We start from the raw sequence: 15,725 nt of genomic DNA on the forward strand, positions 1-15,725 counted from the left end.
GGACCGGAGCGGATCATGGCCGGAACCGAACCCTGCTTCGACGTCGCCCATCTCGGCCATGTCGAGCTCTTCACGGACAAGCCCGAGGCGAGCCTCGCCTTCTTCGTGAACGTGCTCGGGCTGACCGAGAGCGGCCGGGACGGAGGCTCGGTCTATCTGCGCGGCTTCGACGACTACGAATTCCACACGCTGAAGCTCACAAGCGCCGGGCGGACCGGCGTCGGCCATGTCGGCTATCGCTGTGCCAGTCCGCAGGCGCTCGAGCGCCGCGTCAAGGCGATCGAGGCGCTTGGCTGCGGGATCGGCTGGACCGAAGGCGATCTCGGCCACGGCCCCGCCTACCGGTTCCGCGATCCGGACGACCACGTCTTCGAGGTCTATTACGAGACGAAGCGCTATGTCGCGCCGGAGGCGGAGAAGCCCGCCCTCAAGAACATCGCGCAGCGTTATCACGGCCGCGGCGTCTGCGTGCGCCGGCTCGACCACGTGAACATGCTGGCGGCGCGGGTGGAACCTGTCCGGGACTTTCTGCCGGCAGCGCTCGGCTCGCGCGTGACCGAGCAGATCGTCCTCGACGACGGCACGCTCGCCGGATGCTGGTTCACGGTCAACAACAAGAGCTACGACATCGCCTATACCGTCGACCACACCGGGCGGCACGGGCGCTTCCATCACGTGACCTATGCCGTCGACCAGCGCGAGGACGTGCTGAGGGCGGCGGACATCTTCCTGGAGAACGGCATCCACATCGAGACGGGGCCGCACAAGCACGCCATCCAGGGCACGTTCTTCCTCTACGTCTACGAGCCGGCCGGCAACCGGGTGGAGGTCGCCAATGCGGGGGCCCGGCTCGTCCTCGCGCCGGACTGGGAACCGGTGACCTGGACCGAGACGGACCGGAAGAAGGGCCAGGCCTGGGGGCTCAGGACGATCGAATCGTTCCATACCCACGGCACGCCCGTATAGACGGCAGGATCGGCCGCCGTCGCTGCGCGATTGGCAGATGATCGGCCACCGACGCTCTGCCATAATCGGGTCGCGAGGCCGAATGCCTGTCTCGCGGCGATGCGCGCTTGCGCGCCGGGAAAAGGACCGCCGGGCGGACACACCGCAATCAACATGAGCCGGCGGCGAATGGAGGAAATGGAATGGCGGAGAAATACCAGGTCCTGATCTTCGGAGCGTCCTACGGCTCGCTTCTCGCCACGAAGCTCCTGCTTGCCGGGCACGACGTGAAGCTCGCCTGCCTGCCGTCGGAGGCCGAGATCATCAACGCCGAAGGCACGCGCGTGCGCATGCCGGTCAAGGGGCGCGACGGCCTCGTGGAGATCGACTCCCGGGCCCTGCCGGGGCGGCTTTCCGCGGATGCGCCGGCGGCGATCGACCCGGGCGGCTACGACCTGGTTGCGCTTGCGATGCAGGAACCGCAATACCGGGCGGCAGGCGTCCGCGAGCTCCTCGACGAGGTCGCGACCAAGAAGGTGCCCTGCATGTCGATCATGAACATGCCGCCGCTGCCTTACCTGAAGCGGATCCCGGAGCTGTCGACCGAGGCGCTCACCGACTGCTACACGGATGCCGCCGTCTGGCGCAGTTTCGACCCGGCGCTGATGACGCTCTGCAGCCCGGATCCGCAGGCTTTCCGTCCGCCGGAGGAGAAGGCGAACGTGCTGCAGGTGACGCTGCCGACGAACTTCAAGGCGGCGCGATTCGCCGATGCCGGCCATACCGCGATGCTGCGCCGGATGCAGGCCGACATCGAGGCGGTCCGCTTCGACGTCGGCGGCGAGGGTATCGAGCTTCCGGTCAAGCTCAAGGTGCACGATTCCATCTTCGTCCCGCTCGCCAAGTGGGCGATGCTCCTGACGGGCAACTACCGGTGCGTCACGCGGTCGGGCCCCCGCTCCATCAAGGAAGCCGTCCATGACGACCTCGCGGCGTCGCGGGCCGTCTACGACTGGGTCCGCGAAGTCTGTGTCGCGCTCGGCGCCGACCCGGACGACCTCGTCCCGTTCGAGAAATATGCGGCCGCGGCGAACGGGCTGGTGAGGCCCTCCTCCGCAGCGCGGGCGCTCTATGCCGGTGCGCCGAACATCGAACGCGTCGACCGCCTGGTCCAGAAGATCGCCGCGCAGAAGAGCATGCGGAATCCGGTGGTGGACGAGACCGTGGCGCTCGTCGACGCTCAGCTGGAGCTCAATCGCAAGGCCGCAGCCTGACATCCGTCCCCGGACGTTCCGAGCGGGCGAGCGGCCGCGAATCCTCGCGGCCGCCTCGCTGACGCCGACGACAGCGGCGACGGGAGCGCTTCTGCCGATTCGCCGCCGCTGCGGCCGTGCGGCATGCGCCGCCCCGGTTTCCGTGCGCTACCGCGCAAGTGCAGACAATCCAGACGTGCATCCGCATTTCTGCGGCCGAATATTGAAATGCACCGTACTGAGACTGTCGGATCAAGTCGTTCATTTCCGGTGTCAGCATAGGGATCCCGGCGACGGCGGGCTGACCGGTATGCCCGTCCCGGTGCCCCGCGATGCCCTTGAACGGGATGCTGCGTGTTCTTGGCTCTTGCGGGCATGGCTCCTGCCGAAAACTCCGGAACACGGCGACCCGCCGCCGCGTGACCTTGGCGGCACAGCTGAACTCCGCGAATGCTGGCGGGCGCCGCCGCGGTTTCAACAGGGGTCCCTGTCCAGTCCGCGCGCACGCGCCCGCAACCCTCGAATTCGTCATAGTTAAATCAATCTCAGATTGGCACAACATCGGCGCGCGAGTATCTCCGATCACCGGGACACCGCAAAGCTGCTTGACATCATGCAAATTGCACCCGGATTGATCTTGAAACACATTCGCTATCGGCATATGTCCTTTCAATTCCCTCCCCAAGAAGGATCTTGCAAAATGGAAGAAGCTGCCGAGAGTTCACGCTACGTAGAACTGGCTGCAGAGATCGTGGCGGCGTTCGTCAGCCACAACTCGATCGCGCCCGCTGACCTGCCCAAACTGATCGGCGACGTCGCGAATGCGCTGCAGGAATCGGCAAGTCCGACGGCAAAGCCGGAGCCGGAGCCGCTGGTGCCGGCAGTGCCGGTGAAGAAGTCGATCAACCCGGACTTTCTTGTCTGTCTCGAAGACGGCATGAAGTTCAAATCGCTGAAGCGGCACCTGCGGACGCACCACAATCTGTCGCCCGACGAGTACCGCCAGAAGTGGAATCTCCCGGCAGACTATCCGATGGTGGCGCCGAACTACGCCCAGGCGCGCTCGGATCTTGCCAAGAGCATGGGCCTCGGCCAGAAGCGCCCGGCGGCGAAGCAGCGGCGCGCCCGTTCCAAGGCGGCCTGAAGCCGGCATCCGGTCCGGTGCGGCAGCCCCTGCCAAGGCGGGGGCTGCCGCTTTCATTCCTGGCCCGTTCCGGGCCGATCGTCTCGATGGAACGCCCCCGGCGCGGCGTCGGGATTTCCGGTCAGCTTGCGCGGCGGCGCTCGATCTCCACGCCGATCCCCCCGGGACCGAGGTCGAGCTTCTCGACCCGCACCGTGATCTTCATCGCCCGGCGGTCGGACAGCAGCCGGGCCGCGATCTCTTCCGCCAGCTCCTCCGCGAGCTCCACGTGCCCCTCCGCGACGATTGTCCGGATCGTGTCGACGATCACGTCGTAGGACATGATGCCGGCGAGCCCCTCCGCTTCCGTCTCGCGGGGCGCGAGGTCGATCGACACGTCGAAGCGGACCCGCTGCGGCGCGTCCCGCTCGCGCCGGTAGACGCCGATCCGGACCGGCAAGATCAGATCACGGACGAAGATGCGGTCTGCCACGGCTTCGATGCCGGCGCGCCGTCCCGGTCCCGGCGCGGCTCGGATGCCGGCTTCCCCGCCAGGCCCGCTCCGTCGGGGCGCCGCCGCCGGAATCAGCCGCCGGACCTCTGCCGCCGCCGCCGGGTCGATTGGCGCCCTGCGGTCGGCGTTCGGACAGAGCGCGGCGCGAAAGCCGAGGAAGTCGGCCTCGAGCGGCAGGAGGCGGGGGATGTCGGCAGGTTCGAGATTGCCGGCGAGCCCGACCATCAGGCCGCGCCCCTTCGCCGCCTCCACGAAGGCGGCGATCCGCGGAATGCCGAGCTCCAGCACCCGCCCTCTGGTCTTGTCGGCGACGTCGAGCATGACGCCCCGGAAGCCCGCCTCCGCCAAGAGCGGCAGCGGATCGCCGCCGGGCATGCGGTCGGCGAAGAGAACCGCGACGAAGGCGAGGCCCGGATGGCGGCCGGCGACCGCGCCGACGAGCGGCATCGGCGCCGAGGCCGAGGCGAAGCCGACGCGGATGATCTCGATTGCGAGGCCGGAGCACCGGTCGGCCGCCGCCGCGATCGCACCCGGGTCGCTCCCGATCTCGCCGACGGCGGCACTGAGACGCGCGCGCCCGCGGGCGGCGGCGGCGACGGCCGCCGTCACGTCGGGCGGAAGCGGCGAGACTGCACCGCCGGCCGGGTTCTCCGCGTCGACGATATCCGTTCCGATCGAGATCGCGATCTCCGCCTCGCGGGCATCGGCGACGCTGGCGAGCATCAGGGTCATCCGCCTCTCCCTCCCCTTTGACGGAGCCTCGCGGGTCCCCGGCGCGCCGGCGCCGCTCCGACCGGCGCGCTTCCCTCACCGCTCGCCGCCCGGACCTCCGCCGATCCGCATGCCGCGTTGCGGATTGTAGCCCCAGACCGAAAGGCCGAGCGCCACGATGAGGGTGCCGGCCACGACGGCAAGCGAAATCCATTCGCCCTTTGCGTAGAGCGCGAAGCGGACGAGTTCCACCGCATGCGTGAACGGATTGAGCTCGGAAATCCAGTAGAGCGGGACGCTCGATTCCTTCATGCGCCACAAGGGATAGAGCGCCGAGGACAGGAAGAAGGCCGGAAAGATGACGAAATTCATGACGCCGGCGAAATTCTCCAGCTGCCGCACGCTGGAAGAGATGAACATGCCGATCGCCCCGAGCATCAGCCCGGTCAGCATGAGCACCGGGAGCACGAGGATATAGCCGGGAAGCGGAAACGCGATGCCGAAGAATGAGGCGATGAGCAGGAAGGCGTAGACCTGCAGGATCGAGACGATCGCCCCCGCCGAGAGCTTGGAGAAGAGCAGGAACCAGCGTGGCAGGGGCGTGGTGAGCAGCACCCGCATCGAGCCCGTCTCGCGGTCGTAGACCATCGAAAGCGAGGATTGCATGCCGGCGAAGAGCTGGATCATCGCCACCAGCCCGGGGGCGATGTAGACGTCGTAGGTGATGTAGGTCTCGTAGGGCGGCTGGATCGCGATCCCGAGCACCGCGCGGAAGCCTGCGGCGAAGACCAGCAGCCAGATGAGCGGCCTCACGAGCGCGGAGAGAAAGCGCTCGCGCTGATGAACGAACCGCAGGACCTCGCGCCAGACGACCGCGGCGAAGGCGGCAGCATAGGCATGCATCGCTTCAGGCAGCCTCGTCCCGCGCGCCGGTGAGAACCGAGAACGCCGCTTCGAGATCCCCGGAGGAAGCCGCCCCGGCCAGTTCTGCGGCGACCCCGGACGCCACCACCCTGCCCCTGTGCAGCACCACCAGATCGTCCTCCGCGCGGATCTCGTCGATGAGATGCGTCGCCCACAGAACGGCGATGCCGCTCTCCGAGGCGAGCTCGTGGACGTGACCGACGATCGACTTCCGGGTCGGCACGTCCAGGCCGACCGTCGGCTCGTCGAGGAGAAGAAGCGCGGGATCGGAAAGAAGCGCCCGCGCGATCTCGACGCGGCGGCGATGCCCTCCGTTGAGCGCCCTCACCTTCTCCGGGACCCTGTCGCCCATGTCCATCCGCGCGAGCTCGCGAGCGATGCGCCGGTCGGCCTCGGACCGGGTGAGCCCTCGCAGCCGCGCGAAATAGCGGAGGTTCTGCCCGACCGTCAGGTCGAGGTCCAGGGTCGGCTGCTGAAAGACGATGCCGAGCGGCGCGAGCGCCTTCGGCCCGGCCGTCTTCAAGTCCGCGCCGAGGATCGCGATCCGCCCGCGATCGGTCGTGAGGAGCCTCGTGAGCAGCCCGAAGAGGGTCGACTTTCCCGCGCCGTTCGGCCCGAGCAGCGCGGTGAAGCGCCCGCGCCGGATCTCGAACGACACGCAGTCGAGCGCGAGCCGGCCCTTGTAGGCGAACGAAAGCTCCTCGACCGAGAGAGCCGGCGTGTCGGGGGAAGGAGGCGCGGTCACGCAGTCAAGATAGAGGCTGGGGGGCCTCTGGCAATCGCGGCTTGGCAACCGCCTGCCGGCGCTCGACACGGCGGCCCCGAAACGCGGCGAGAAGCGCGGTGCGTCTAATGCGTGATCGGGCCGGACACCACCTCCAGGAAGGACGCGCCGGAGAAGAAGTTCTCGGAAGCCGTCTGCTGCCGCAGCGCCGGAGTGCCCCGGCCGTCGTCGAACACCTCGAACATGCCGAGGAAGTTGCAGAGGGGGAAGTGCTCCTGCCCCGCATGGCCGCCCTTGTAGTGAAACTTCGATCCGTTCGGATAGACGTCGATGTAGAGAAACGTCTTCGCCGCGCTGTCGCATCCGACGATGAGAACGCTGTGCCCGCCCGAGCCGGTCACGTTGAACGAGCCGTCCGACCGGATCGCACTCGAGGGAATGTAGACGAGCCCCACGACCGATGGCTCGCCGCGCTCCAGCCGCTTCCTGATGGCCTGGCGGGCCTGGTCGAGGCGCGCGGAATCGTACTTGATGTCGGCCCTCGTCAGGCTCGCGTTGCGCTTTCCCTGCGGGATCGGCTCGTAATAGGCATGCTCGTAATGGTAGTCGACGGGCGTCCAGATCAGCGATCCGCCCACCTTCGAGACCGTGCCGCAGGGAAGGCACCGCTGCTTCTTCGTCGCGTAGTTCGCGCACCAGTGAAGCTGGTTTCCCTCCGAGCTCTCGTTGAACAGGTTCTCCCAGTTGTTGAAGAGGGTTCGGGTCAGGACGTGCATCTTCGCGAGATCCGTGCCGCGGAACACGTTGGCGATCAGGTCCTGGTCGAGGCCGCTGTGGTTCTTGAAGTCGCCCACGCTCACGAAGACGCTGGCGCCGTTGCCGTCGCCGTCCGTCACCGCCAGGATCGAGCTGCCGGGACGGACTGCGGTCAGGGCGAAGCCGCGCTTCGTGCCTGCCGGGGCAAGATCCGAAATGAGCAGGCTCCCGGCCGGCGTAACGGAGGTGGTCAGGGTCGTGCGCGACTTGGCGATGCCGGCGATTTCGAGCCGGACGCGCTTTCCGGTCTGCACGATCACGCGCTCGATCCCGGAATCGCCGACGAGGAAGGGACGCGCGCCGGCCGGCAGGGCCCGGTGCGACGGCGGAATCCGGAAGTGAATCATGAGCTGCGTCTCCGGTCGGCGGCACGCCTGGCGACTGCCGGAAGAGAGTATTTTTCTCCGCTGCGACGAAATAACAAGAGCGCCGTATTCTTTACCGTTCTCGCACGATCAAGAGTCCGTGTACCGGAAGCGGAGCACTTGCAAAGATTTTTTCGCTCATGGCCGCGGTGCATTCCTCCGGCGGACACGGCAGATTGAGCGTCGTTCCTAGACAGGAAGGCCGGGCGAGACGGAATTGCGCCAGGACATCGGCTGTGCGGTGCAGCGAAGACCGGGCAAGGTCGTGCGCCGCACGGACTCTCCCGTCGGGAGCCGAATGCCCGGCCGGCTTCGCCGCCCCCGGCGCGAGCGCGCTTGCCCGCGGAGCGGGTGCGGGGATATCGGTTGCCGAACGACGAGGGGGAGGAAGCCGTGGATCAACGCGTGCCGGACGGAACGACGCAAGCGGCGGGGGGAAAGCCGCATACGCGGCGCTGGGCCGCGCAACGCTGGCTCGTCGACAACATCATCGAGGCGAACGGGATCGACTGGGACCAGCCGCGTTCGGTCTATCTCAATGCGCCGTGCGGGACGGAGGCTTCGGCCGATTTCGCCGCGATAAGGCAGCAGGTGAAGAAGTTCGCCGACTGCTCGCCCGCCTTCGAGGCCATGGCGCGCAAGCGCGAGGCGAAGGCGGTCGCGGCCGAGGAGGCCGGACAGCCGGTGACCGCCCGCAACAACTATTTCATCGCCGCGATCCACTGGGGCGCCGCGCAATGGCCGCTTGAGGAGAACAACGCCCGCAACCTCGCGGACAACGAACGCAAGCGCGCCTGCTACGCGGCCTATGCCCGCCTTGCGGACCACCATGTCGAGCCGGTCTGGATTCCGCTCGGCGAGAAGCGGCTTCCGGGCTGGCTCCATTTACCGCCGGGCCATCAGGGCGGCCGCCTGCCTCTCGTGGTCTCCCTGCCCGGCATGGATTCCTTCAAGGAGGGGATCGTCCAGCTCTACGGCGATCCCATGCTCCAGCGCGGCATGGCCGTCCTCGCGCTCGACGGGCCGGGCCAGTACGAAAGCCCCGTCCTCGACATCTACTTCACGATGGAGAACTGGCGGGCCACCGGGCCGGCCTTGTTCGACTGGATCGCCGGGCGGCCCGAGATCGACAGCGGACGGGTCGGCATTGCCGGGCGGAGCTTCGCCTCCTTCTTCGGCACCATCCTCGCCGCATCCGACAGCCGCTTCCGCTCCTGCGCGGTGAGCGCCACCTGTCACGAACCGGGCTTCCATACGATCTTCGAAGAAGCGTCGCCGACCTTCAAGATGCGCTTCATGTACATGTCGAACTTCGTCGATGAGGACGCCTTCGACGCCTTCATCCGCGACGTCACCTGGGAGGACGATGTCGGCCGGATCGCGTGCCCCTATCTCTGCCTCGCCGGCGAATGCGACGAACTGAGCCCGCTCGAGCATACCGAGCGCCTGGTCGGGGCGCTGAAGGGTCCGAAGCAGCTGGTCGTCTACGAGGGTTCGCGCCACTCGATCCGCGGACCGGCCGCGAATAACGGGCCGCATCCGCAGACGCTTATCGCCGACTGGACCGAGGCACGCCTGCGCGGCGATCCGCTCGCGAGCGAGCGATGGTTCGTCGAGGCGGGCGGCAGGGTGCAGAAGACGCCGCTCCGAGGGCTTGCGCCCGTTCCTTGACCTTCATCATGGACGGGCGCCGGACGGACTGGCATCGCGGCCGGAAAGGAGACCGCGATGCCGCTTCCGCTCCCTTTCGCACCACGCGGGGACACCACCGCCGAATCCGTTCCGGGCGCTGATCCGGCGCGGACCGGTTCCGCGGCCGCATCGGCCGCAGCACACGGCGACCCGCTCGAACGCATCGCCGAAGATGTCGACCGGAGCGTCCATGCCGCGATCGCCGGCCTGACGGGCGGTCTCTCCCCGGCGGCGCTCGCGGAAGCCGCCACGGACTGGGCCACCCACCTCGCTTTTTCGCCGGGGAAGCAGGCGTATCTCGCCGGAAAGGCCGCGCGGAAATGGGCCCGGTTCGCGTGCTACGCCACGGCGGCAGGTCTGGGCGAGGCCGCCACGCCCTGCATCGAACCGCTGCCGCAGGACCGCCGCTTCGCCGCGCCGGCCTGGCAGGAATGGCCCTTCAACCTGCTCCACCAGGGCTTCCTGCTCCAGCAGCAATGGTGGCACAATGCGACGACCGGGATGGATGGCGTCTCGCGGCAGCACGAGAACGTGGTCGCCTTTGCCGCGCGGCAGCTTCTCGACGTGATCTCACCCTCGAACTTCCCGGCGACCAACCCGATCGTGCAGCGGAGGACGGCCGAGACCTGGGGCGGCAATTTCCTCCGCGGGTTCCACAACTTCCTCGAGGACTGGGAGCGGCAGGCCCGGGGGCAGCCTCCGGTCGGAAGCGAGGCCTTCCGCGTCGGACGGGAGGTCGCGGTCACGCCGGGCAAGGTGGTCTACAGGAACCGGCTGATCGAACTGATCCAGTATTCGCCCGCGACGGGCGCCGTGCGGCCGCAACCGGTGCTGATCGTGCCGGCCTGGATCATGAAGTACTACATCCTCGATCTCTCGCCCCGGAACTCGCTCGTCCGGCATCTCACCATGCAGGGCTTCACCGTGTTCGCGATCTCCTGGCGCAATCCGGGCGAGGCGGACCGCGATCTCGGGCTCGACGACTACCGGACGCTCGGCATCATGGACGCGCTTCGGGCGGTCGGCGCGATCGTGCCGGGGCCGAAGGTGCATGCGGTCGGCTATTGCCTGGGCGGAACGCTCCTTTCGATCGCCGCGGCGGCGATGGCGCGCGATCACGACGACCGGCTCGAGACGATCACCCTGCTCGCGGCGCAGGCCGATTTCGAGGAAGCGGGCGAGCTGACGCTCTTCATCAATGCGAGCCAGGTCCGCTTCCTAGAGGACATGATGTGGCAGCGCGGCTATCTCGACGCGCGGCAGATGGCCGGCGCCTTCCAGCTGCTCCGGTCCCAGGACCTCGTCTGGTCGCGCGTGGTCAATGACTACCTGATGGGCGAGCGGGCGCCGATGACCGACCTGATGGCCTGGAACGCGGACGCGACGCGCATGCCCTACCGCATGCATTCGGACTATCTGCGCCGGCTCTTCCTCGACAACGATCTCGCCGAGGGGCGGTTCGAGGTCGGCGGCCGCCCGGTCGCGCTGACCGACATCCGCGCACCGATCTTCGCCGTCGGCACCGAGCGGGACCATGTCGCGCCCTGGCGCTCCGCCTACAAGATCCACCTCCTCACGGACACGGAGGTCACCTTCCTCCTGACGACCGGCGGCCATAATGCGGGCATCGTCTCCGAACCCGGGCACCCGGGCCGGAGCTTCCGCGTCATGACCAAGGCGGCATCCGACCGCTACAGCGATCCGGACCGCTGGCTGGAACAGGCCCGCCACAGCCAGGGATCCTGGTGGCCGGAATGGGTCGAGTGGCTGCGCCGGCATTCCGGCGCCCCCGTCCCGCCGCCGCGGACGGGCAGCGCCGAGGCGGGTTTTCCGCCGCTCTGCGACGCGCCGGGGACCTATGTCCTGGAGCGCTAGCGGGCGGCCGGGCGCCGGATGTCGCGCCGGGGCAAGGTACCGCACCGCCCGACGGCTGGAAAATCCGCGTGGCGTGGGCTAAAAGCGCGCCATGAAGACTCGAGACACCTTCGCGAAACGGAAAGAGGCGGCGGAAGCCGCGCGCGCCCGCCTCGTCGAAAAGTTCAAGACCCGGCCCGCCGCCGACGACCCGGCCGTCGTCGCAAGGGCGGAGGAACGCCGCGCGATCGCCGAAGCCCGCGCGGAGCGTGCCGCCATCCGCAGGGCCGAGGAGGAGAAGCGGCAGGAAGAGGCCCGGGAACGGGCGGCCGCCGAGGAGCGGGCAAGAGCCGAAGAGCGGGCCGCGCAGGAAGCCGCCGAACGGGCCGCCGCGGCCGAGCGCGAGCGGGCCGAGCAGGACCGGCTCGCACGCGTCCTCGCCGACGAGGCCGAACGGAAGGCCAAGCGCGACGCCCGCTACGCCGCCCGCAAGCAGCGGGTCGCCTCGTCCTAGCCTCTCCGGCGGCCGCGCCCGGTCATCTGCCGTAGATGCGGTCGAGCACCTCGGCCACGTCGATGAGGCGCTCGGCTTCCGCATCGAAGCCCTCGCCCCGCGCCAGGCGCTCCGCCCAGTCGGCGGCCGCCCGGCCGCCCCAGGCATCCGGAGGCTCGGCGAGCGTCTCGCGCGCCGTCCCGCGATAGAGCTCGGCGACGAAGTCGTAGAACGAGCCTTCCACGTTCCTGAGCGCCGCTCCGCCCTGCGTGCCGTAGAACGCCGCCGAGATCACCGCGTCGCAGCCGGCCGGCAGCCGCCACGACGAGGTGAGCCGGATGACGGGGCCGCCGGCCAGCGTGAGCGTCGCCACGGCATAGTCCTCGACGCGGTCCGGGCGCGCGGCGAGCGGCGAGCCTTCCGCGAAGAGGCGCGCCGAGACGTCCGCGACCTCCGGAAAGCCGAGCGTCCAGAGCGCGAGGTCCACGAGGTGGACACCGAGATCCATGACGCAGCCGCCGCCCGAGCGCGCGGGGTCGTAGAACCACGCCTTGTCGGGCCCGTAGGCATTGTGGAAGACGAGATCGACGGCGTAGACGTGCCCGAGCCCGCCCGCGCGCACGAGGTCGCGGATCCGGCCCATCCCCGCCGTGAAGCGGTAGGAGAGATCGACCGCAAGGAGCCGGTCGGCGGCGCGGGCCGCCGCGACGACCGCGCGCGCCTCCTCCGCCGTGCGGCCGAGCGGCTTCTGGCAGAACACGGCGAGGCCGCGCTCGAGCGCCGCGATCGACTGCCCGGCATGGAGCGCGCTCGGCGTGGCGATGACGATCCCGTCCAGGCCGAGATCGAGGAGTTCGCCGAGCGAGCCCGCCAGCGCAGCCTGCGGCGCGAGCTTCCGCGCCTCCGCGGCCATTTCGGGGGAAGGGTCGGCGATTCCCGCGGCCTCGGCCGCGCCCGTCCGCAGGATCGCCTCCATCCGGTGGCGGCCGATCCAGCCGACCCCGAGGAAGCCGAGGCGCGGACGGCGCGTGACGGCGGGCGCGCTCCCCGCCGGCCGAAGCGTGCTCATGAGCAGGTCACCAGCGCCTTCAGGAACCCGTCGGGCCGGTCGCGGGTCGCGTCGAGCGCCTCGTCGAGCCGTTCGAGCGGATAGGTGTGCGTCAGGAGCGGGGCGGGATCGAGCCGGCCCGAGGCCACCGCCTCCACGGCGTCCCGGATCCCCTGCACGTAGACCTTCGGGTCGCGCTCATGGGCATTGATGACGTCGAGGCCGCGCCAGTTCCAGAGCTGCATGTTGACCTGGCGCGGCCCGTCCTGGTGATAGCCCGCCACGATCAGCCGGCCGCGCTCCCGGGCCAGCTCGGCCGCGAGATCGAGCGGCCATTGCTTTCCGACTGCCTCGATGACCCGGTCGCAGAGCGCGCCGCCGGTGAGCGCCTTCACGCGCTCGATGATCCGCCAGTGGTCGTCCATCGGGATCGTCTCCGCGGCCCCCATGCGGCGCGCGACATCGAGCGAGAAGGGCCGCCTGGAGACAGCGATGACGCGGGCGCCCGCATCGCTGGCGAGCCGTGTGAGAAGCGCGCCGAGGAAGCCGATGCCGACGATGGCGACCGTCTCGCCGGCGGCGATTCCGGAGCGGCGGAAGATGTTCATCGCGCAGCCGAGCGGCTCGCCGGGAAAGCTCAGGCCCGCCAGCGAGTCCGGCAGCCGCACGACGGCATCCGCATCGCCGACGTCGTAGCCGGCATAGGAATTGTAGAAGAGCGCCGCCACGCGATCGCCGACGGCGACGGACGCGACACCGTCGCCGATCGCATCGACCACACCCCAGCCCTCGTGCCCGAGCCCGCCCGGCGCGGTCGGAAAGCGCATCCAGTCCGGCCCCGCCCACGGCCCCAGATTGGAGGCACAGACCCCGCAGCCTTCGAGCCGCACGCGGACCTGGCCGGGGCCGGGCTCGGGAAGCGGAACCTCCTCGACCCGCATCGCGCCGGCACCCGTCAGGACCGCCGCGCGCATGGTGCGGGGGCTCCCGTCAATGCCCGGAGCGGCACTCATCGCGCCGCCCCGCCGATCACGACGTCCCGTCTCGTTCCAGCTCTTCTCAATCCAGCTCTCCGGCGCATGAATGAAGCAGACGAAGGTACATAGCGGCTGCCTACAGGAATGGTTCCCGCCTGGCCACAAGGCGGCGCGGAGATCGCTCCGCAGCCGCCGCTGCGAACGAAAGCCGCCCGCAGGCGTTTTCCGTTCGGCATCCGAATGATGGAGAGAGACGATGCAGGGCAACAAGACGCACGAGCAGTTCGTCCGTAACCTCGAGCACAAGTCCGACGTGCCGAAACCCGGGGATCCGCGGCCGCAGGACGGCGCTGCGGGGCATGGCGCCCGCCACGCCCACGTGCGCGAGAGCGAAATGCCCGTGAGCCGCGGCGGGATGAACCAGGAGAGCCGCGATCACAACAAGCACAATGAAGGCGATCGGAGCGTGCACGGCCCTCAGAAGCACCATGCTGCCGAGGAGAAGCACTGAGCCTCGGGGGCTCCGCAAAGGTGCCGGCCGGCGCGCCTAGAGCCCCGTCCAGCCGTTCCAGATCAGCTGGATTCCGACGAGCAGAAGCAGCGTGTAGATGATCTTGTAGAAGCGATCCGCCGAGACGCGCCGGACGAGCCAGATCCCGATCCAGGTGGATATGATCGCGAAGGGAATGAGCGTCGCGGAGGCGACCAGCGTCTCGTGCGTGATCTGGCCGAGGGCGATGAAGGGCGGCACCTTGATGAGGTTCACCGCCGCGAAGAAGATGATCCCGGTGCCCACGAAGACATCGCGGGGAAGCTTCTGCGGGATCAGGAACATCTGGAAGGGCGGCGCGCCCGCATGCGCGATCATGCTCGTGAAGCCGGATCCGATGCCGCAGAGGAAGCCGAACAGACTGCCGGGCCTGTGCGCCGGCGCGGCCCGCCCGCCGGCCAGGATGAAGAGCTGCCGCGCCGCGAAGAGGACGGAGATGATGCCGAGCACGAACTCGACTCCCGCCTCCGACACCTCCGCGGCGAGCAGGTAGGCCGCCAGGATGCCCACGATCGCGCCGGGCACGAGGATCATGAGATTCCAGCCGTCCCAGCTCCGGCGATAGGCGTAGACACCCACCATGTCCTGCACGATCAGGATCGGCAGCATGACGGAGGCGGCCTGGAGCGGCGGGATCACCAGCGCGATGAGCGGCAGCGAGAGGAGCCCGATGCCGGCGAAGCCGCCCTTGGAGAGCCCGAGCAGGAACACGGCCGGAAGGGCGACCGCATAGAAGGCGAAGCTGTGGAGTGAGGCGTCCAAGGCGGCGATCCGGCAGTAAGGGTCGGGCGGCGGGTGTCTTCACCCGAAGAATGCCCGTGATCCCTTCCCTCCGCATCGGCAGGCATGCGGCCGCACGCAAAAAATTCGGACGGGCACGCGGCCCGTCCACTTATTCCTGATTCCGGCTGCCCGTCATCAGCGATCCGATCCGGGGGATCAGGCCTGCTGGATGGCGGAAAGCTTCCAGTCGGCACCCGGCTTGCGGCGGAAAGTCCACACCTCGGTCGCCTCGCCGGGCCCGGTCTCGACGACCCGGCCGCCCGCGCGCTCCTCCGTCACGTCCTCGAGGGAGAAGCGCATCGCGACCGTGGCATAGTCGGCCTCCGGCTCCCGCCATGCCTCCGAGAGATCGCCCTGGAGGAGCTTGACGTTGCTGACGCGGTTGACGAGCCCGCGCGCCTCGTTGTCGTCGAGTTCCTCGCCGAGATAGACGAACATCTCGGGCGTGGTCCGCCGGCGCAGGGCCTCGCGGTCCTCGCGGCCGTAGGCCGTCTGGATTTCCCCGAGCAGCCGCTCGAACTGCTCGAGATCCGCCTGCCCGATCTCCAGCTTCCCGTCGGAGGAGGAGCCGCTTCCGCCGATCTCGAAGCGCCGCAGCGGCGCCTTGCCCGGATCGCGTCCGGCGTCCCGGCTCATCGGCGCACCGCCCGCATAAGCGGGCTCGTTGCGGCGCTGCCACCACCTCATCGCCCAGCGCACGAGGAAGAAGACGAGCGCCAGCTGGATCAGCAGGCCGAACATGGAACCGAGGCCGCCGAGCCCGCCGAAGAAGCCGTGGCCGAAGAGCATTCCGAGCAGGCCCGCGCCGATGAGCCCGCCGAGCAGCCCGCCCGCAAGGCCGCGGCCGAACATGCCGGTCGAGGCCGTCGCGCCGGCGGTGCCGGCGGCGGACGGCCGCTGCGCCGTTCCCGGCTCCGTCGTGGAGCGCTGGATCGGCTGCGTCGTGCGCGGCG

At 69.0% G+C, this 15,725-nt stretch carries 15 protein-coding genes; 7 read left to right on the forward strand and 8 right to left on the reverse strand.

All coding sequences use genetic code 11. The features are described 5' to 3' along the window. Nucleotides 1-15 precede the first annotated feature (15 nt). From E4O86_RS04645 to E4O86_RS04655, 3 genes are all read left to right on the forward strand, one after another. The gene (locus tag E4O86_RS04645) at nt 16-966 is read left to right on the forward strand and encodes a catechol 2,3-dioxygenase (RefSeq protein WP_161139345.1); all 951 of its coding nucleotides are present in this window, start codon (nt 16-18) and stop codon (nt 964-966) included. 182 nt (nt 967-1,148) lie between these two features. Further along, nucleotides 1,149-2,219, forward strand: coding sequence for a hypothetical protein (locus E4O86_RS04650; protein WP_161139346.1), 1,071 nt, complete (start codon nt 1,149-1,151; stop codon nt 2,217-2,219). A gap of 679 nt (nt 2,220-2,898) precedes the next feature. Continuing rightward, nucleotides 2,899-3,342, forward strand: a complete 444-nt coding sequence (locus E4O86_RS04655; RefSeq protein ID WP_161139347.1) for a Ros/MucR family transcriptional regulator — start codon at nt 2,899-2,901, stop codon at nt 3,340-3,342. Between the two features lie 121 nt (nt 3,343-3,463). Here E4O86_RS04655 and E4O86_RS04660 read toward each other — a convergent pair whose 3' ends face one another. The 4 genes from E4O86_RS04660 to E4O86_RS23455 form a co-directional block, all read right to left on the reverse strand. Beyond that, on the reverse strand, nt 3,464-4,567 hold the full coding sequence (locus E4O86_RS04660) for a (5-formylfuran-3-yl)methyl phosphate synthase (RefSeq protein ID WP_161139348.1): 1,104 nt from the start codon (nt 4,565-4,567) through the stop codon (nt 3,464-3,466). Between the two features lie 75 nt (nt 4,568-4,642). Further along, on the reverse strand, nt 4,643-5,449 hold the full coding sequence (locus E4O86_RS04665; RefSeq protein ID WP_161139349.1) for an ABC transporter permease: 807 nt from the start codon (nt 5,447-5,449) through the stop codon (nt 4,643-4,645). Between the two features lie 4 nt (nt 5,450-5,453). After that, nucleotides 5,454-6,215 (reverse strand): ABC transporter ATP-binding protein, encoded by a 762-nt coding sequence (locus tag E4O86_RS23450; protein ID WP_343039094.1) that lies wholly within the window; start codon nt 6,213-6,215, stop codon nt 5,454-5,456. A gap of 104 nt (nt 6,216-6,319) precedes the next feature. After that, nucleotides 6,320-7,357, reverse strand: a complete 1,038-nt coding sequence (locus E4O86_RS23455; protein WP_246206209.1) for a hypothetical protein — start codon at nt 7,355-7,357, stop codon at nt 6,320-6,322. Nucleotides 7,358-7,768: 411 nt separating this feature from the next. Here E4O86_RS23455 and E4O86_RS04675 point away from each other — a divergent pair, with 411 nt between their 5' ends. From E4O86_RS04675 to E4O86_RS04685, 3 genes are all read left to right on the forward strand, one after another. Next, nucleotides 7,769-9,046, forward strand: coding sequence for an alpha/beta hydrolase (locus E4O86_RS04675; protein WP_161139351.1), 1,278 nt, complete (start codon nt 7,769-7,771; stop codon nt 9,044-9,046). Between the two features lie 57 nt (nt 9,047-9,103). Then, a complete protein-coding gene (locus E4O86_RS04680; protein ID WP_161139352.1) occupies nt 9,104-10,942 on the forward strand; it encodes a PHA/PHB synthase family protein in 1,839 nt (612 codons plus the stop codon). 91 nt (nt 10,943-11,033) lie between these two features. Beyond that, nucleotides 11,034-11,435 (forward strand): DUF6481 family protein, encoded by a 402-nt coding sequence (locus tag E4O86_RS04685; protein ID WP_161139353.1) that lies wholly within the window; start codon nt 11,034-11,036, stop codon nt 11,433-11,435. Between the two features lie 22 nt (nt 11,436-11,457). Here the strand turns inward: E4O86_RS04685 and E4O86_RS04690 are convergent, their stop codons facing one another. Both E4O86_RS04690 and E4O86_RS04695 read right to left on the reverse strand, forming a co-directional pair. After that, nucleotides 11,458-12,483 carry a Gfo/Idh/MocA family protein gene (locus E4O86_RS04690; protein WP_161139354.1) on the reverse strand — a complete coding sequence of 342 codons (1,026 nt, stop codon included), beginning with the start codon at nt 12,481-12,483 and terminating at the stop codon, nt 11,458-11,460. Then, complete coding sequence (locus tag E4O86_RS04695; protein ID WP_161139355.1) at nt 12,480-13,436, reverse strand: MDR/zinc-dependent alcohol dehydrogenase-like family protein; 957 nt, start codon at nt 13,434-13,436, stop codon at nt 12,480-12,482. The genes E4O86_RS04690 and E4O86_RS04695 overlap by 4 nt, the downstream gene beginning before the upstream one ends. 259 nt (nt 13,437-13,695) lie before the next feature. Here E4O86_RS04695 and E4O86_RS04700 point away from each other — a divergent pair, with 259 nt between their 5' ends. Then, entirely contained in the window at nt 13,696-13,950 is a 255-nt protein-coding gene (locus E4O86_RS04700) for a hypothetical protein (RefSeq protein WP_161139356.1), read from the forward strand. A 36-nt stretch (nt 13,951-13,986) separates the two neighbouring features. Here the strand turns inward: E4O86_RS04700 and E4O86_RS04705 are convergent, their stop codons facing one another. Both E4O86_RS04705 and E4O86_RS04710 read right to left on the reverse strand, forming a co-directional pair. Beyond that, complete coding sequence (locus tag E4O86_RS04705; RefSeq protein WP_161139357.1) at nt 13,987-14,751, reverse strand: sulfite exporter TauE/SafE family protein; 765 nt, start codon at nt 14,749-14,751, stop codon at nt 13,987-13,989. Between the two features lie 177 nt (nt 14,752-14,928). Beyond that, a partial coding sequence (locus E4O86_RS04710; protein WP_161139358.1) for a TIM44-like domain-containing protein occupies nt 14,929-15,725 on the reverse strand: 797 nt, incomplete at its 5' end.

Source organism: Propylenella binzhouense (genome assembly GCF_009866965.1).
In the GTDB taxonomy this organism is placed as follows: Bacteria; Pseudomonadota; Alphaproteobacteria; order Rhizobiales; family Afifellaceae; genus Propylenella; species Propylenella binzhouense.